This is a genomic window from Flavobacterium erigeronis (genome assembly GCF_054075165.1).
Genome location: NZ_JBSKGP010000003.1, coordinates 124,771 through 140,910, shown reverse-complemented (window position 1 = coordinate 140,910; position 16,140 = coordinate 124,771). Strand labels below are relative to the sequence as shown.

At 33.5% G+C, this 16,140-nt stretch carries 20 protein-coding genes; 16 read left to right on the top strand and 4 right to left on the bottom strand.

The features are described from left to right. The first annotated feature begins 132 nt into the window (after window positions 1-132). From ACWA1F_RS07200 to abc-f, 9 genes are all read left to right on the top strand, one after another. Entirely contained in the window at window positions 133-1,083 is a 951-nt protein-coding gene (locus ACWA1F_RS07200) for an isopenicillin N synthase family dioxygenase (protein WP_456892845.1), read from the top strand. A 102-nt stretch (window positions 1,084-1,185) separates the two neighbouring features. Next, entirely contained in the window at window positions 1,186-1,518 is a 333-nt protein-coding gene (locus ACWA1F_RS07195; protein ID WP_456892844.1) for a translation initiation factor, read from the top strand. A 178-nt stretch (window positions 1,519-1,696) separates the two neighbouring features. Beyond that, complete coding sequence (locus ACWA1F_RS07190; protein WP_456892842.1) at window positions 1,697-2,566, top strand: nucleoside phosphorylase; 870 nt, start codon at window positions 1,697-1,699, stop codon at window positions 2,564-2,566. A 67-nt stretch (window positions 2,567-2,633) separates the two neighbouring features. Next, window positions 2,634-3,020, top strand: a complete 387-nt coding sequence (locus tag ACWA1F_RS07185; RefSeq protein WP_456892840.1) for a VOC family protein — start codon at window positions 2,634-2,636, stop codon at window positions 3,018-3,020. Between the two features lie 3 nt (window positions 3,021-3,023). Further along, entirely contained in the window at window positions 3,024-3,500 is a 477-nt protein-coding gene (locus tag ACWA1F_RS07180) for a DUF4265 domain-containing protein (RefSeq protein ID WP_456892838.1), read from the top strand. A 239-nt stretch (window positions 3,501-3,739) separates the two neighbouring features. Beyond that, a complete protein-coding gene (locus tag ACWA1F_RS07175; protein WP_456892836.1) occupies window positions 3,740-4,591 on the top strand; it encodes a substrate-binding domain-containing protein in 852 nt (283 codons plus the stop codon). Window positions 4,592-4,610: 19 nt separating this feature from the next. Next, the gene (locus ACWA1F_RS07170; protein WP_306155113.1) at window positions 4,611-5,543 is read left to right on the top strand and encodes a transglutaminase; all 933 of its coding nucleotides are present in this window, start codon (window positions 4,611-4,613) and stop codon (window positions 5,541-5,543) included. A gap of 216 nt (window positions 5,544-5,759) precedes the next feature. Beyond that, window positions 5,760-6,128, top strand: a complete 369-nt coding sequence (locus ACWA1F_RS07165) for a hypothetical protein (RefSeq protein WP_306155111.1) — start codon at window positions 5,760-5,762, stop codon at window positions 6,126-6,128. Window positions 6,129-6,333: 205 nt separating this feature from the next. Next, window positions 6,334-7,920, top strand: coding sequence for a ribosomal protection-like ABC-F family protein (gene abc-f / locus ACWA1F_RS07160; RefSeq protein WP_456892833.1), 1,587 nt, complete (start codon window positions 6,334-6,336; stop codon window positions 7,918-7,920). Between the two features lie 23 nt (window positions 7,921-7,943). Here the strand turns inward: abc-f and ACWA1F_RS07155 are convergent, their stop codons facing one another. Then, window positions 7,944-8,918, bottom strand: a complete 975-nt coding sequence (locus ACWA1F_RS07155) for an alpha/beta fold hydrolase (RefSeq protein WP_456892831.1) — start codon at window positions 8,916-8,918, stop codon at window positions 7,944-7,946. A gap of 229 nt (window positions 8,919-9,147) precedes the next feature. Here ACWA1F_RS07155 and ACWA1F_RS07150 point away from each other — a divergent pair, with 229 nt between their 5' ends. The 6 genes from ACWA1F_RS07150 to ACWA1F_RS07125 all read left to right on the top strand — a co-directional run bounded on the left by ACWA1F_RS07150 (window position 9,148) and on the right by ACWA1F_RS07125 (window position 13,549). Continuing rightward, window positions 9,148-10,200 (top strand): linear amide C-N hydrolase, encoded by a 1,053-nt coding sequence (locus tag ACWA1F_RS07150; protein ID WP_456892829.1) that lies wholly within the window; start codon window positions 9,148-9,150, stop codon window positions 10,198-10,200. 87 nt (window positions 10,201-10,287) lie between these two features. Next, window positions 10,288-11,664, top strand: coding sequence for a hypothetical protein (locus ACWA1F_RS07145; protein ID WP_456892828.1), 1,377 nt, complete (start codon window positions 10,288-10,290; stop codon window positions 11,662-11,664). 142 nt (window positions 11,665-11,806) lie between these two features. Further along, window positions 11,807-12,124 (top strand): ArsR/SmtB family transcription factor, encoded by a 318-nt coding sequence (locus ACWA1F_RS07140; RefSeq protein ID WP_306155102.1) that lies wholly within the window; start codon window positions 11,807-11,809, stop codon window positions 12,122-12,124. Window positions 12,125-12,127: 3 nt separating this feature from the next. Next, on the top strand, window positions 12,128-12,595 hold the full coding sequence (locus ACWA1F_RS07135) for an SRPBCC domain-containing protein (RefSeq protein ID WP_456892825.1): 468 nt from the start codon (window positions 12,128-12,130) through the stop codon (window positions 12,593-12,595). A 7-nt stretch (window positions 12,596-12,602) separates the two neighbouring features. Next, window positions 12,603-12,980 (top strand): DoxX family protein, encoded by a 378-nt coding sequence (locus ACWA1F_RS07130; RefSeq protein WP_456892823.1) that lies wholly within the window; start codon window positions 12,603-12,605, stop codon window positions 12,978-12,980. A gap of 11 nt (window positions 12,981-12,991) precedes the next feature. Further along, window positions 12,992-13,549 carry a DUF4256 domain-containing protein gene (locus tag ACWA1F_RS07125; RefSeq protein ID WP_456892821.1) on the top strand — a complete coding sequence of 186 codons (558 nt, stop codon included), beginning with the start codon at window positions 12,992-12,994 and terminating at the stop codon, window positions 13,547-13,549. 37 nt (window positions 13,550-13,586) lie between these two features. On the opposite strand, the gene ACWA1F_RS07120 is transcribed toward ACWA1F_RS07125, so the two are convergent. Continuing rightward, on the bottom strand, window positions 13,587-13,937 hold the full coding sequence (locus tag ACWA1F_RS07120; protein WP_306155094.1) for a DUF2200 domain-containing protein: 351 nt from the start codon (window positions 13,935-13,937) through the stop codon (window positions 13,587-13,589). A 133-nt stretch (window positions 13,938-14,070) separates the two neighbouring features. On the opposite strand from ACWA1F_RS07120, the gene ACWA1F_RS07115 reads away from it, so the two are divergent. Beyond that, window positions 14,071-14,466: a VOC family protein gene (locus ACWA1F_RS07115; protein WP_456892819.1), complete on the top strand. Its 396-nt coding sequence runs from the start codon at window positions 14,071-14,073 to the stop codon at window positions 14,464-14,466. Window positions 14,467-14,516: 50 nt separating this feature from the next. Here ACWA1F_RS07115 and map read toward each other — a convergent pair whose 3' ends face one another. Together map and ACWA1F_RS07105 are read right to left on the bottom strand one after the other, a co-directional pair. Then, complete coding sequence (map, locus tag ACWA1F_RS07110; protein WP_456892817.1) at window positions 14,517-15,281, bottom strand: type I methionyl aminopeptidase; 765 nt, start codon at window positions 15,279-15,281, stop codon at window positions 14,517-14,519. 117 nt (window positions 15,282-15,398) lie between these two features. Further along, window positions 15,399-16,136 (bottom strand): SDR family oxidoreductase, encoded by a 738-nt coding sequence (locus ACWA1F_RS07105; RefSeq protein WP_456892815.1) that lies wholly within the window; start codon window positions 16,134-16,136, stop codon window positions 15,399-15,401. Window positions 16,137-16,140 lie beyond the last annotated feature (4 nt).

Sequence of the window (16,140 nt, the reverse complement as noted above, 5' to 3'; positions counted from 1 at the left end):
TTGAAAATGAAATTTTAATTCGAAGCTAGCTTTTAATGCCTGAGCGTAAGATTATTTTCTAAAATATTCTATACCTTTGTTAGCGAAAGGTACTTATGACACCTTTCTTTCTTTAAATAAAAAATGTAAAGTATGCAAAACATTCCTAGTGTAGACTTACGTGATTTCCTTTCGGACGACCCGAAACGTAAACAAAAATTTGTAAATGAAATCGGCAGTGCATTTGAAAACATTGGCTTCGTAGCCTTAAAAGGTCATTTCCTTGATGATCAATTGGTGAACGAACTTTATGGTGAAATTAGAAATTTTTTCGCCTTGCCAATAGAAACTAAGCATAAATATGAAATTCCTGGAATTGGCGGACAAAGAGGTTATGTTTCTTTTGGAAAAGAACATGCCAAAGGCCGTAAAGAAGGAGATTTGAAAGAATTTTGGCATTTTGGTCAATACGTTGACAAAGATTCAAGATGGGCTTCTGAATACCCAGACAATGTTGATGTTACCGAATTACCACGTTTTAATGCAGTTGGTAAAGAAGCGTATCAGAAACTGGAAAAAACGGGTGTTTATGTTTTAAGAGCTTTGGCTTTACATTTAGGTTTGGATGAGTTTTATTTTGATGAATATGCAAAAGAAGGAAACTCCATTTTAAGACCAATTCACTACCCTCCTATTACTTCTGAGCCAGAAAATGCAATTCGTGCAGCGGCTCACGGCGATATCAACTTGATTACATTGCTGATGGGTGCTCAAGGAAAAGGATTACAGGTTCAAAATCACGACGGCGAATGGATTGATGCTATTGCTGAAGATGACGAATTAGTAATCAATGTTGGAGATATGCTGTCTCGACACACAAACAATAAATTAAAATCTACAATTCACCAAGTGGTAAATCCGCCGAGAGAATTATGGGGAACTTCACGTTATTCAATTCCGTTTTTCATGCACCCAGTAAGCGATATGCGTCTGGACTGTCTAGAAAACTGTATTGATGCAGAAAATCCAAAGAAATTTGAAGATATTTCTGCGGGTGAGTTCTTGTACGAACGTTTAGTAGAATTAGGTTTAATTAAAAAATAAACTTTTTAATTCAATATTATAAATTCCAAATTCCAAACTCGTATTGGGATTTGGAATTTAATTTTTTATATTTATTCGAATTTATTTTTAGCATAAAATTTTATGGATTTAAAAGATCAATTAAAAAATTTATTTCCAGATCATGAAGAATCGAATGAACCTGAGCAGATTGAAGAACAAGAACATGTTCTTTATGTTCAGAAAGAGCCAATGATCTGTAAATTTGAAAAAAGAAAAGGAAAAGCAACAACCATAATTGAAGGTTATGAAGGCTCAGACGAAGATTTCAAAATCTTAGCCAAAGAAATCAAAACCAAATTAAGCGTGGGCGGAACTTTTAAAGACGCTTCGATCATAATTCAAGGCGATTACCGCGATAAAATTATGGCAATCTTAAAAGAAAAAGGGTTCAAAACCAAACGGGTTGGAGGTTGAGAAATTTTAGATTTCTGATTTTAGATTTTAGATTAAAAATTAACCACAAAGTTCGCTAAGAGTTTTATTATTTAGGTTTTTATAAAAAGTTATGTTCGCAAAGCTTTGTTTAAAATAATTAGTTTTTAACCTTAGAAGCTTTGAGCCTTTGTCACTTTGCACCTTAAAAGAAAAAAAAATGATACAATCTTCAGAATTGATATTAAATCCAGACGGAAGCGTTTACCACTTAAACCTTCGTCCGGAACATATAGCACACGACATTATTTTTGTTGGTGACCAAAATAGAGTAGAAAAAATCACTCAGTTTTTCGATTCAATCGAACATTCTGCTCAAAAAAGAGAATTTAAAACCCAAACCGGTATTTATAAAGGCAAAAGAATTTCTGTTGTTTCTACAGGAATTGGCCCTGATAATATTGATATTGTACTGAATGAGCTTGATGCATTAGTCAATATTGATTTGAAAACGCGTCAGCCAAAAGAAAAATTGACTAGTTTGAATATTATTCGAATTGGAACTTCTGGTTCTTTACAAGAAGATATTCCAGTTGATAGTTTTGTAATGTCTAAATTTGGTTTAGGATTAGATAATATGCTTCGCTCCTACTTAATTGATGACGTTTCTATTGCAGAAATTGAAGATGCATTTGTAAAACATACCAATTGGGATCCTAAAAAAGGAAAACCTTATGTTATAAAATGTTCTGAAACCCTAGAAAAATTAATCGAATCTGATCGAATTTTTAAAGGAATTACAGCAACAGCCGGCGGATTCTACGGTCCTCAGGGTAGAGTCTTGCGTCTGAATATTCAAGATGAAGAATTGAATAATAAAATGGATAATTTTAGTTTTAATGAAGCTAAAATCACTAATTTAGAAATGGAAACAGCAGCGATCTATGGGCTTTCTGCGCTTTTAGGGCACAATGCTTTATCGCTGAATGCTATTATTGCAAATCGTGCCAGCGGAACTTTCAGTGAGGATCCGTACAAAGCAGTAGATGAATTGATTGCGTATACATTGAATAAACTGGCAGAGAAATAATTAGATAAGTTAATTAGAAAATTAGTCAATTATAAATTAATGATTTTAAAACCGACGATAAATTCAGATGCATTTAAGAGTTGCGCGACACACAAATAATTTAAAAGAAATTGAAAATTTCTACGTCAATGTTTTAGGATTTGAACGTTTAGGAGGTTTTCAGAATCATAATAATTATGACGGCGTGTTTATCGGGCGACCAGATTTAGACTGGCATTTTGAATTTACGCAATCTGAAACGAAGGCAGTTCATGTTTTTGATGAAGATGATATATTGGTTCTTTATCCAGATACAATTCGAAAATACAATATGCTCTACATTCAAATTATGGATCATAATATTGAATTTATTGAAGCTGTAAATCCTTACTGGAATGAAAATGGAAGAATGTTTCTTGATCCAGACGGTTATCGCATCGTAATTTCGCCTTTAAAAGCAACAAAATTAAATTAAAGAATGGAACAGGAAACTCACAAGAAAATATTGTTTAAATACTATAGTGATTATCTAGACGAAGTAGTATCTGAAACCATGTGGGCAGAAATTATAGATCTGGAGAAAGGTCTTTTTAAACTGGATAACATTCCGTTTTTCGGGCCTTTGATCGCTACTGATGATCTTTTTTATGCTGAATTTGATGAAACAGAGGAAAAATTCATGCACAGAAAAACTATTCAAAATTCTGGCAATTCGATTGTTCAGATTGCTATTTTAGAAAAAGGTTTTGACAAGGAAATTATTAGAGAAAAACTAAAAGCAATTAATTGTTTATCGGAAGCATTAAACGATACTTTTTTTGCCGCAGAGATTGGCAAAGATGTTGATTATTCATTAGTTAGAAGTCTGTTAAATGAATATGAATCGAAAGAGATAATCGAATTTGCAGAACCTTGCCTATCAGAAAAACACCGAACAGATTTATTAAAAAATTAAAAGTTTATTTTACACATAGAAACATAGGATCTATTTAATAAAAAAAGGGACAAAGAGAAAAATATTTCTTTCACATAGTTTGCTACGTGCATTCAAATGAGTGAAACGCCTTTTTTCAGTTTGCTAAAACTATGTTTCTATGAGTTAAAAAAATTGAGTAACAAAACAAGACTAACCATACATTATATATTTAGATTACGCATACGCATACCAAGCAACTTAACTTAAACTTAAAATAAATGAAAACTGTCAAAATTGCGGGTGTTCCGGAACACTTCAATTTGCCGTGGCATCTCTGTATTGAAAACGGCGAATTTGAAGAAGAGAACATCGACTTACAATGGACAAATGTTCCTGAAGGCACAGGAAAAATGTGTCAAATGCTTCGCGACGGAGAAACAGATCTAGCTGTTATACTGACCGAAGGAATTCTAAAAGATATCTCGGCCGGCAATCCGAGTAAAATTGTTCAGATTTATGTGCAATCTCCTTTAATCTGGGGAATTCACGTTGATGCAAAATCTGATTTTCAGACACTGAAAGATCTTAAAAACAAAAAAGCGGCTATTTCTAGACTTGGCTCAGGATCGCAATTAATGGCTTATGTAAATGCCAATGAGCAAGGCTGGCAAATGGACGATCTTGAATTTGAAATCGTAAACACGATCGATGGCGCTGTTGATGCTTTGACCAATAAAAAAGCCGATTATTTTATGTGGGAACGTTTTATGACGAAACCGCTTGTAGACAAAGGCATTTTTAGAAGAATTGACGACTGCCCTACTCCTTGGCCTTCTTTTATTATTGTCGGGCGCGATGAGTTCTTAAAAAAGAATGCTAAAACGGTAGAAACCATTCTTAAAATAATCAACAAAACAACGGTTGATTTTAAAGAGATTCCAGAGATTGACAAGAAATTATCGAAGCTGTTTAACCAGAAAGCGGAAGATATTAAAGAATGGCTGAAACTGACGCATTGGTCACAGAAAAATTTGACAGAAAAATCATTTAATAAAATTCAAAATCAATTATTTGATCTGGGAATTATTGATAAAAAAAGTATTTTTGTAGAAACAGTAAAAGCATTGTAAATACTGCTTTTTGATTCGTATGATGAAATTCCCTAAAATTGACTTACCGTATTTAAAATCCAAGTTGCAGGTGAAATCACCGTGGGACAGGATTATTATAATGCTGTTGAGCCTTTTAATTACCATACCGATTTTCATCATACTGCATCAAAATTTAATCGATTTAGAATGGGCATTCAATCTAGATCGCGTATTCATCTTTATTTTTGTTTTTACCGCAGTATTTTTTCTTCTGATGTATCTCCGAACGATAATTATTTTGTGCGTTGCCGTTTATCTCTTAATTCTCTTTTACGGATCTGTGATTGGAAATTATGGTTTCAGCGAAATCTCAGAAGATTACAATTCGATGATTTATACAATGTCAGACAATCCGTATCCTCAAGATATTATTGTAGCAAAACTGCTTCCGTTTCCAAATAAAACAAAGATTATTAATGCTATAGAATACCAAAATCCTAAAGTGCGAAACTTTGCTATTATGGCAACAACCAAACATTTTAAAGGCATTAGAGGCTATTCAGATTATCGAACTATAATTCAATGTTTTGCTGTTTTTAAAGAAATAAACGGCAGATGGAATTATGTTAACGATCCAAAAGAAGGTGATTACATCGCAACCGCCAGCGAATCTTTAGAGTATTTCTCTGGCGATTGCGACGATCACTCTATCTTGATGGCTGCCGCCATACGCTCTATCGGCGGAACTCCGCGCCTCATTCATACCAAAGGGCATATTTACCCTGAGATTTTAATTGGTTCGATGATTGATTTGGAAAAAGTCAATTATCTGATCAAAAATGTACTTTTTACAAAAGAAAGCTACGGTAAAAAACTTCATTATCACATAGACGAGCGCGGGCAAGTCTGGATGAATTTAGATTATACAGCAACTTATCCTGGAGGCCCGTTCATGTATGAGGAAATTTTAGGAGCTTTGACTCTTAATTAATCCATCTTAAAAAGCATATTAAACAAATTTTAGCTCCATTTTAGGTTTATTTGTAAAATGCTGGTTATCAGTTAAAGTGCCGAAAACAGAGACTTTCCGAATTAAAAGCAATTCAAATTAAGAAGTAAAAAAAATCTTTATAAATATTTGATACCTAATATTTTAATATCATTTTTTTTTGTAACTTTTTCCTGTTTAACTTTTAATCTCAAAATCATGAAAAACTCAAAATTATTTACTCTCGTAATTGCCATTGCTGTCGTACTATTGGTTTCATGTCATAATAAAAGAAACAAACTAGTAAATTCATGGAAAGTTAGCGCTGTCGAAGCTAAAATGCCTCTTTCGGATTCTGCTAAAAACGCAATTCTAACCAATGGAATGCTTACTTTTACAGAAGATGGGCATGTTACAGGATTTCTGCTTCGTGAAATTACCGACGGAACTTACGCTTTAACAAAAAAAGGAAAAAGCCTTGTTATTAAAGATGAAGTTGGTACTCCTTATCCTTGCGAAAGTACTATAACAGAGGATAAATTAATTTTAGATACCAAAGAAGCCAAACTAACATTTGATAAAATTTAAACGAAGAATTATATTCTAATTCGATACAAAAAACCATTCGATACAATTGTAACGAATGGTTTTTTGATTTTTAAAGCGAAAATAAATACCTTTGCAACTCTTAAAACAAGTAACGCTTTATGTGAAAAATAATTTCTTTCAGGAAAATTTAGAAGCATCTACAATATGTGGAGGCTAGAATATTTATCTATTAAAGAAAGGAATTATGCTTATTCTTCAAAATATCTCCTATCAGCATGAGAATAAAGACATGCTGTTTCAAAACATTAGTTTTACACTCAACAATCAAGACAAAACCGCTTTAGTCGGAAATAATGGTGTTGGAAAATCAACTTTATTAAAAATTATTGCAGGTGAATTAGCTCCTTTTTCAGGGCAGATTATCCAAGATTCAAAACCCTATTTTGTTCCGCAATTGTTTGGCCAGTTTAATAATCTTACAATTGCTGAAGCTTTGCGTATAAAGGAAAAAATAACATCACTTAAAGAAATACTTGAAGGTGTTGTAACCGAAGAAAACCTTCAATTGCTAGATGATGACTGGACCATTGAAGAACGTTGCAATGAAGCGTTATCGTATTGGCAGCTTCATGATTTGGATTTGGACCAAAAAATGGAAACCTTAAGTGGCGGGCAAAAAACAAAAGTCTTTCTAGCTGGAATTATGATTCATGAACCGAGTTTAATTTTGCTAGACGAACCTAGCAATCATTTGGATTTTGCAGCCAGAACATTGTTATATGATTTTATAAAATCGACAACAAGTACGCTTTTAATTGTAAGCCATGACAGAACCTTGCTCAATCTTTTAAATAAGACTTTAGAAATGACCAAAAACGAAATTTCGGTCTATGGCGGCGGTTATGATTTTTACAGCGAACAAAAAAAAGTAGAAAATAACGCTTTAGAACAAGACGTTCAAAGCAAAGAAAAGGCATTGCGAAAAGCCAAAGAAAAAGAAAGAGAAACAATTGAACGTCAGAACAAATTAGATGCTCGAGGCAAAAAGAAACAGGAAAAATCGGGTGTCGCCAGAATTATGATGAATACACTTCGAAATAAAGCCGAAAATAGCAGTTCGAAACTTAAAGATGTTCATGCCGAAAAAATCAGCGGCATTTCTGAAGATTTAAGACAGTTGCGTTCTTCACTTCCTGCGATAGATCAGATGACGTTTGGGTTTAATAACGCTTCTTTTGTAAAAGGGAAAACGCTTTTTAAAGCTTCCGATCTCAATTATAATTATGATCAAAAATTTCTTTGGAAGGAGAATCTTAATTTTGAAATTCTATCTGGCGATCGTCTCGTAATGAAAGGATTGAATGGTTCGGGAAAAACAACTTTAATCAAAATTATTCTAGGAGAGTTGAGCCCAACGAAAGGGCAAATCAGTTCATTGGCAAAAAAAGCAATTTATATCGATCAGGATTATTCTTTATTGAACCAAAATCTTAAAATTTACGAGCAAGCACAGGTTTTTAACGATTGCGGTTTGGAAGAACATGAAATAAAAATGAGATTAAATCGATTTTTATTTTCCAGAAATGACTGGGACAAACCTTGCAACGCCTTAAGCGGAGGCGAAAGAATGCGTTTAATGCTCTGCTGTTTAACTATTAGCAACGAATCTCCTGAAATTATAATTCTAGATGAGCCGACAAACAATTTAGATATTCAAAATATTGAAATTCTGACGGCGGCAATCAATGAATATCAGGGAACTTTAATCGTGATTTCACACGATCAATCTTTTATGGAGCAAATCAATATCCAAAAAAGTATTTTACTTTAAAATAGAAAAAACTAGCGTCAGACCTATCTTGGCGCTAGTTTTTCAATTTCGTTGCAAATCAAATCAGGCTCTTGAAGTGTGATATAGTGTCCACTTTTTGAAGCAAAAACTTGATTGCTGTTTGTGGATAGCTTTAATAAATCGGTTTGTAATGCATTGTGGATACCTAAATATTCTTTTTCCAGTTTTTTGTCTCTAGCGCCTTCTACTCCAACTGGGTATTTCGCAGTAATTATAGTTAGCGGAATTGAACCAAAGTCATCGATTTCAGAAGCTTCTCTCATCAATTTATCGTCATTTTCAAGCTCTGTCATCATTCCATCAAAAATTCGGTAAAAATAGTTTTTCACATTTTGATTGAACCAGTGTTCTTTTGGAACGGCAGTCGTAAAAGCAGTACTGCTATATAAAATTCTAATAAGTCCAATTTCATTTAAAAAACTTGAAAACTTTCTTGGTGGTGGCTGAACAGAATTTCTTAAGGCTTCTGACGATTTTTCAAGCTGTTTAGGATGCGAAACATCAACAAAAACAATTCCTGCCAAATCTTTTTTATTTTTTTGAATAAATAATCTTGGAGTAATACCGCCAAAAGAATGTCCCACTAAAATGTATGGTTTTGGGCAATTGGTTTGTTTTAAAAGCGTTTCTAAATCATCCGAATATCTTTTTAGTGAAATATCTTGAGACGGATCGCTCCACAAAATTCCAGCTTTATCATAAGCTATCGTGGTGTATTTTTTTAAAAGTTTTTTCTGAATATCTTGCCAATGCAAGTGATCTCCACCTAATCCAGATTCAAAGATTATAGTGCAAGGACCGTTTCCTAGCTTTTTATAATGAATTTTTCTTCCATTAATTACTACAAATTCTTTTTCATCGGGACGTTTATTATCAAAGTAAAAACGGGCAATTTGTTCAAATAGAAATCCGATAAGAATTAGAATTAAAAATGCGATAAATAATCTTTTAAATATTCTGAGTAGCTTTTTTGCCATTATATTGGGTTAAATATATTCTGAAGGCATCAAAAGTAGTTTTAATTTATTCTAATTCAAAACTATTTATAATTATTCTAAATAATATTTATACTTTTATAACTCTCAATTTATAGCCAATTTTTTACATAAAAGCTGTAAATTGCAGAGACGCTTTTTGAAAGCTATTTCTCTTCCAAAACAAACTGTTGAAAATCAGAACTTAACGTTTAATTAAATGTCTAAAACTATGAAACCAAAAAACAGATTTTTTCCTGCCCTACTCGCTTTTACATTATTGATAACCGAAACTGTACTGCCTTGTACAAGAATTGTTTACGAAGGGTTAAACGGTACTATTATTACCGCTCGATCAATGGACTGGCGCGGAGAAATTCCTGCCAATTTGTGGATTTTTCCTAGAGGAATTGAAAGATCTGGAGAAGTTGGAACCAGTTCGATCAAATGGAAGTCTAAGTACGGAAGCGTGGTAACCAGTTCGTGGGATATCGCTACTTCAGACGGAATGAACGAAAAGGGACTTGTAGGCAATCTTTTGTGGCTTGTAGAATCGCAATATCCTGCATTTGAAAAGAATGGAAAAATAAAAGGTTTGGCCGTTTCTTTATGGCTCCAGTATGTTTTAGATAATTTTTCGACAGTTGCAGAAACCGTGGCGGCATTAGAAAAAAGAGATTTTGTAATTACTTCTTCGCACATTCCTGGAACGAATATTTTTGCGACGGTGCATTTATCGATTTCAGATTCTAGTGGCGACAATGCTATTTTTGAATATATCGACGGAAAGCTCGTAATTCATCACGACAGAAAATATGTTACAATGACCAATTCTCCCATTTTTGACCAGCAATTGGCTATTAATGCGTATTGGAAAGGAATTCCTGGCACGATTATGCTTCCGGGAACAAATCGCGCCGCAGACCGTTTTGTAAGAGCTTCTTACTATATAGATGCGATTCCGAAAACAGATAACACTAGAACGGCTCTGGCAAGTGTTTTTGGTGTTATAAGAAATTGTTCTGTTCCTTTGGGAATTTCATCAGAAACAGAACCAAACATCTCTTCTACCCGCTGGAGAACGGTTGCAGACCAAAAAAATCTAGTGTATTATTTCGACAATGTTTTGAATCCAAATGTGATTTGGGTGGAATTCAGCAAAATTGATTTTAGCGAAAAAGCAAAAATCAAAAAACTGAGTCTGGCCAATAATGAAAACTATTCTGGAGATTCGCTGATAAATTTCAAAGAAACTAAGCCTTTTCAGTTTGCAGGATTAGATTAATCTTGAAAAAGAGCAATTTATTCTAACTTGTAATTAAATTCAGATAAATTTATATATTTGAAAAATAATCCTAAATCTTTCCTAATTATGAAACATTTTTACTGTAAGTTCGCATTAAGTGCATTTTTTGCATTATTTCTTTATAGCTGTCAAAATGACGAAGCGACAGAAACACCAACTCCTGACCAGCAATCTAAGGTGTTATTCTCTGTAGATTTTGGTAATGCCTACAATGGCGATATCAAAGGTTATCTTGCAGCCTATACTCCTGAAGGCGAATTGTTGAATTACGGCAGTTTAGGTGATTCATTAAAATGGAATTTAAAAGGAAAATATAATGGAGATAAGATTGATATATTATATTTTCAGGTAGTTAATGGTATTACGATTCAGCATATAAAAAGTGTTCCTGTAGGCAAAACTTTTTCTAATAAACAGAATTTTGAGTTATATAAAGAAACATATCGCAAAACTTTTAAGATTAAAGTAGAAGACTTTGGAAAAAGAGATGATAATGCGCCAATGGAAAATGGATTCATGAGTACGGCTTATTTTGGCTATAGCGGTAACGTAACTTTTACCAGCCTAAAATGGAATAAAGTCGAAAATGGATACACTTATGCTGATGTTACTCTTACGAAAGGAAATGATGCTCAAGAAAAGAAATATGGATATCAGTTATTAATCTTCGACAAGAGCACCAACAAACCGTACGTGAAGTATTTAGATTTAGATACGCTTATCCAGAATTATCCTGGAGATAACGATGTTATTACCTTAAATAAAAGTGATTTTGCACCTACAGAGATTAAAGCTGTGGAAGTAAATTCAAATAATCTTCCGTATGAAAACATGTTTTTGTATACCTACAACAAGCAAGCTGATAGAAGGGATATTGTTAGATCTTTTAATCATATTAGTGAAGGTAAAAACATTTGGTACTTGAGCAACAATCAAGAAGTGCCTATGAGTTTTTGGAGGTTGGCTTATTCGGCAAAAGCTGGAAGTACTTCTTACGTCGCTGAAAGTAATAAAAAAGAGATTCCTTCTTCTGTTATTATAAAGGAACTTCAAGGGCAAAGTGTAAGCAAAACTGGAGATCAATATACATTTAAACATGCTTCAGTTTTTCCAGACAAAACACTTTCGAGAACCTGTGTTTCATTTTATAAAAACAAATATGCTGCTAATAGCTTTACTTACATTCTCAATTTTAATGGTAAAGAAAGTGCAGGAAGTTCAACAATAAAACCTTTCAAAATCCCAACTGCGCTACTAGAAAAACATTCTAAGTACAAAGAAGTAGATAAAGCAGAATGGATTATTGGCGATTATGCGCAAGTTTACGATAATAGATCTTCTGAAAATCCAACTTTAGATCTATTAAATGATTTGTTATTGTGGAAAACAAATGGATATTCTGAAAATGAATATTTAACTGAATCTTATCAAATTAAGCTTTAAAAATAAGGAAAATTCCAATTTGTGAAATTCCAAATTCCAATTCTTTTAGTGTTGGAATTTGGAATTTCTTTTTTGAAGTTTCTCCATTTTTATTTTGCGCAGTCAAATGATTGCATTATATTTGCAGTCAAATAACTGCGTAATGGAAATTAGAAGAGACGTTTTTCAAGCCATAGCCGATCCTACACGAAGAGCTATTTTAAGTTTAGTTGCTGTTCAGGCCATGACTCCTGGGGCAATTGCGGAGAATTTTAATTCGTCAAGACAGACGATTTCAAAACATATTCAAATTCTTAACGAATGCGAACTATTACATCAGACACAAAGCGGAAGAGAAATTTATTATCATTTAAATCCAGAAAAAATGAAAGAAATTGACCAGTTTATCGAACCATTTAGAAAAATGTGGGACGAACGTTTTAATAAGTTAGAAGCAATTATGAAAAACTATAAAAAATAAACCATGGAAAAGAAAACCAAAATTCACGCAGAAGACAACAGGCATGATCTTGTGATTACAAGAGAATTTGATCTGCCAGTAGAATTGCTATTTAAAGCTTATGTTGAACCTGAAATTGTGGCACAATGGATGGGGACAAAAGTTATAAAATTAGAAAATAAGAAACATGGCGGATGGGAATTTGAAACCAGCGATGCTAACGGAAATGTCGTTTTTAGAGCAAATGGCGTAATTCATGATTTTGTTCCAAACGAAAAAATTGTTCGCACTTTTGAAATGGATAATATCAATTTTGCTCCTCAGTTGGAATTCTTAGAGTTCGAAAAAATAACGGATGATACGAGTAAATTAACTATGCAGATCATATATAGATCTATTGAGCATAGAATGACGCAATTGAAACTGCCGTTTGCTCAAGGTTTAAATATGGCACATAACAGACTAGAAGAAATTGTAACTAACCTAAAATAAAATAATCATGTCAAAAAGAAATAGAATTATTTATTGGATTGCCACGCTTTGGCTGGCACTAGGAATGACAGCAACCGGAATTGTACAGCTTATACCTGTAAAAGAAGAAGCTGAAATGATACAGCATTTGGGCTATCCGCTTTACTTTTTAACGCTTTTAGGCGTTTGGAAACTTTTGGGTGTTATTGCCATTTTAATTCCGAAATTTGGTTTATTAAAAGAATGGGCTTATGCCGGTTTCTTTTTTGCCATGTCTGGAGCGGTTGTTTCGCATTTAGCCGTTGGAGATGATGCATCTGCACTTTTTGGACCAAGTTTATTAATTGTTTTGACTGTAATTTCGTGGTATTTCAGACCAGAGAACAGAAAATGCACTTCTAATTAAAACTAAAGAACATGAAAAAACAACTGACAGCAAACGAGCAAGAAGAACTTTTAAGTATTCTTGAAAAACGTTTTGAGAATAATAAAAACCGCCATGAAAATTTGGAATGGGCAAAAATTGAAGCCAAACTAAAAGCAAATCCAGCAAAATTAGGATCGCTTGACGAAATGGAAAAAACTGAAGGCGAACCAGATGTTATTGGTTACGATAAAAACACAGATGAATATCTTTTTGTAGATTGCTCCACTGAGAGTCCGAAAGGGCGCAGGAGTATTTGCTACGACCATGAAGCGCTCGAAAAAAGAAAAGAACACAAACCCGCTGACAGCGCTATAAATATGGCACAAGAAATGGGAATTGAGATCTTAAATGAAGAGCAATACAAAGAATTGCAAAAGCTAGGAAAATTTGATACCAAAACTTCGAGCTGGATTTTAACTCCGCCAGAAATACGAAAATTAGGAGGCGCCATATTCTCCGATTTCAGATACAATACCGTTTTTGTATATCACAACGGCGCCGATTCTTATTACGCTGCGAGAGGTTTTCGCGGTTTACTACGAGTTTAAAAGTAAAAGACCTTCAAACAACTTTGAAGGTCTTTTTTTATTCTCTTAGAATCTTTTCCATTTTCCTGCCTTTGGCAATTTCATCGACCAATTTGTCTAGATAGCGCAATTTTTGAATTAATGGATCTTCAATCTCTTCGACACGATAACCGCAGATAACTCCCGTAATTTTAGAAGCATTCGGATTGAGTTCTGGAGCTTCGGCAAAGAAAGTCTGAAAATCTACTTTCTTTTCAATTTGTTCTTTAATTTGCGTGTCACTATAACCTGTTAACCATTTAATTACAGTATCTAATTCTTCTTTTGTTCGCCCTTTCTTTTCGACTTTTTGAATGTATAATGGATATACGCTAGAAAATAGTATTTTGTAAATTCTTTCTGTGTTCATGACAATATGATTTTACTTAAGTCGGTTGTGTAAATATAGCTTAAAACCATAAAAAATGAAAATGCAAGCATTTATTTAATAACTTAGATTCAACTAAAAAAGATTAATTTTAGAAATTTAAATAGTTATTGCTATGGAAAATCAAGATGATAAAACACCAAAAGTAATTGGAATTGGAGGCATTTTCTTTTTTTCGGATAATCCAAGTGAAACCAAGAATTGGTATTCTAAAAATTTAGGATTAGACACAAACGATTGGGGTTCGACTTTTGAATCGAGAGATTTAGAAAATCCCGATCTGGTAAATTCGCTGCAATGGAGTCCTTTTCAAAAAGGAGACGATTACTTCTCTCCTTCTAAAAAGGATTTTATGATCAATTATCGCGTCCAGAATATTGAAGGTCTCGTAAAGCAATTAAAAGAAAATGGCGTTACTATTCTTGATAATATCGAGACTTACGATTATGGTAAGTTTGTTCATATAATGGATGCTGAAGGCAACAAAATTGAACTTTGGGAAGCAGTTTAAAAATCAAAAACTCCATTATTTCTAATGGAGTTTTGGTTTTATACGTTTTTTTAATTCCAAATTTCATTCATTTCGGTCAAAATAATTGGTTTTCCTTCTGTAACTACGATGGTATGTTCGTGCTGAGCCATAAAACCGCCTTTGTTTCCAACCATTGTCCAGCCATCTTTTAAGGTTTCGGCAAAAGTTGAAGCCGTAGAAATAAAAGTTTCAATAGCAACGACAGAATTCTTCTTAAATCTCGTTTGGTTAAAGCGATCTCTATAATTCGCAATTTCGTGCGGCGCTTCGTGAAGACTTCTCCCTACTCCATGTCCCGTTAAATTCTTAATCACTTTATAACCGCGTTTTTTAGCTTCAGTTTCAATTAAAAATCCGATATCAGAAATACGGACTCCACCTTTTATGCTGTGAATTGCTTTATATAAAATATCTTTAGAAGCTTCAACTAATTTTTGGTGTTCATTTACATCAGAACCAATTACGAAAGATCCTCCATTATCTGACCAAAATCCGTCTAACTCTGCAGAAACATCAATATTAATTAAATCGCCTTCCTTCAAGATTCTTTTCTCAGATGGAATTCCGTGGCAAAACTCATTATCAACACTAATGCAAGTCCAACCAGGAAATCCGTAAGTTAGAAATGGCGCAGATTTCGCTCCTAGATCATTCAAAATTTGACCTCCATAATCGTCTAATTCTTTTGTTGATATTCCGGGTTTGGCAAATTTTCTCATTTCTTTTAAAGTAAAAGCGACTGCTTCACTTATTTTTTTCATTCCTGCTAACTCTGCTTCGGTTGTAATGGACATTATTTTGCTTCTTAAAAATTAATAACGGGCTAAATTTACCACTTTTCTAGTAAAACAATAGTTATTAAAATGATAAAAACCTTCCAAAATCAATGACTTTGAAAGGTTTTCTTCTTTTTACCATGGACTTTCTTCGCTTTCATCTTCAATATCTGGACTGAAAAATTTTCCAGTTGGTCCATCTTCGTCAACCAAAGTATGTTTTATAATAAAACTGGCAGCTTTATCAACACTTTGCGGTCCGCTGTGATGATTAAAATCGGTTGCTGTATAACCTGGATCTATTGAATTTACTTTGAATTTCAGATCCTTCAGTTCATGAGCTAAAGTCACCGTAAACGCGTTTAAAGCCGTTTTAGAAGAAACATACGAAACCGCTTTTATGGCATAATATTTCCAAGTTGGATCGCTGTGTAAAGTCAGTGAACCTAATCCCGAAGTAATGTTGCTGATTCTAGGACTATCAGATTTTTTCAATAATTCCATGAAAGTCTGCGTAACGCTTATCACTCCGAAGAAATTCGTATCAAAAACTTTTTGAATGCTTTCTATAGAAGTTGTCGAAGCATCTTGCGGAGTATCTCCCAGAATTCCAGCATTATTAATCAGAATATCCAATTTGCCTTGCTCCTTTTCTACTGTATTTTTTGCTGCTAAAACGCTTTCTGCATTGGTAACATCAATTTGAATGGCTTGAATGTTTTGAAATCCTTTTTCATTCAATTCTTTTACCACTTCTTCTCCTTTTGCAAGATCACGAGTTCCTAAATAAACGAACAATCCTTTTGCTGAAAGCTGTTTAGCCGTTTCTAGACCAATGCTTCTATTTGCACCTGTAATTAATACTGTTTTCATTTTT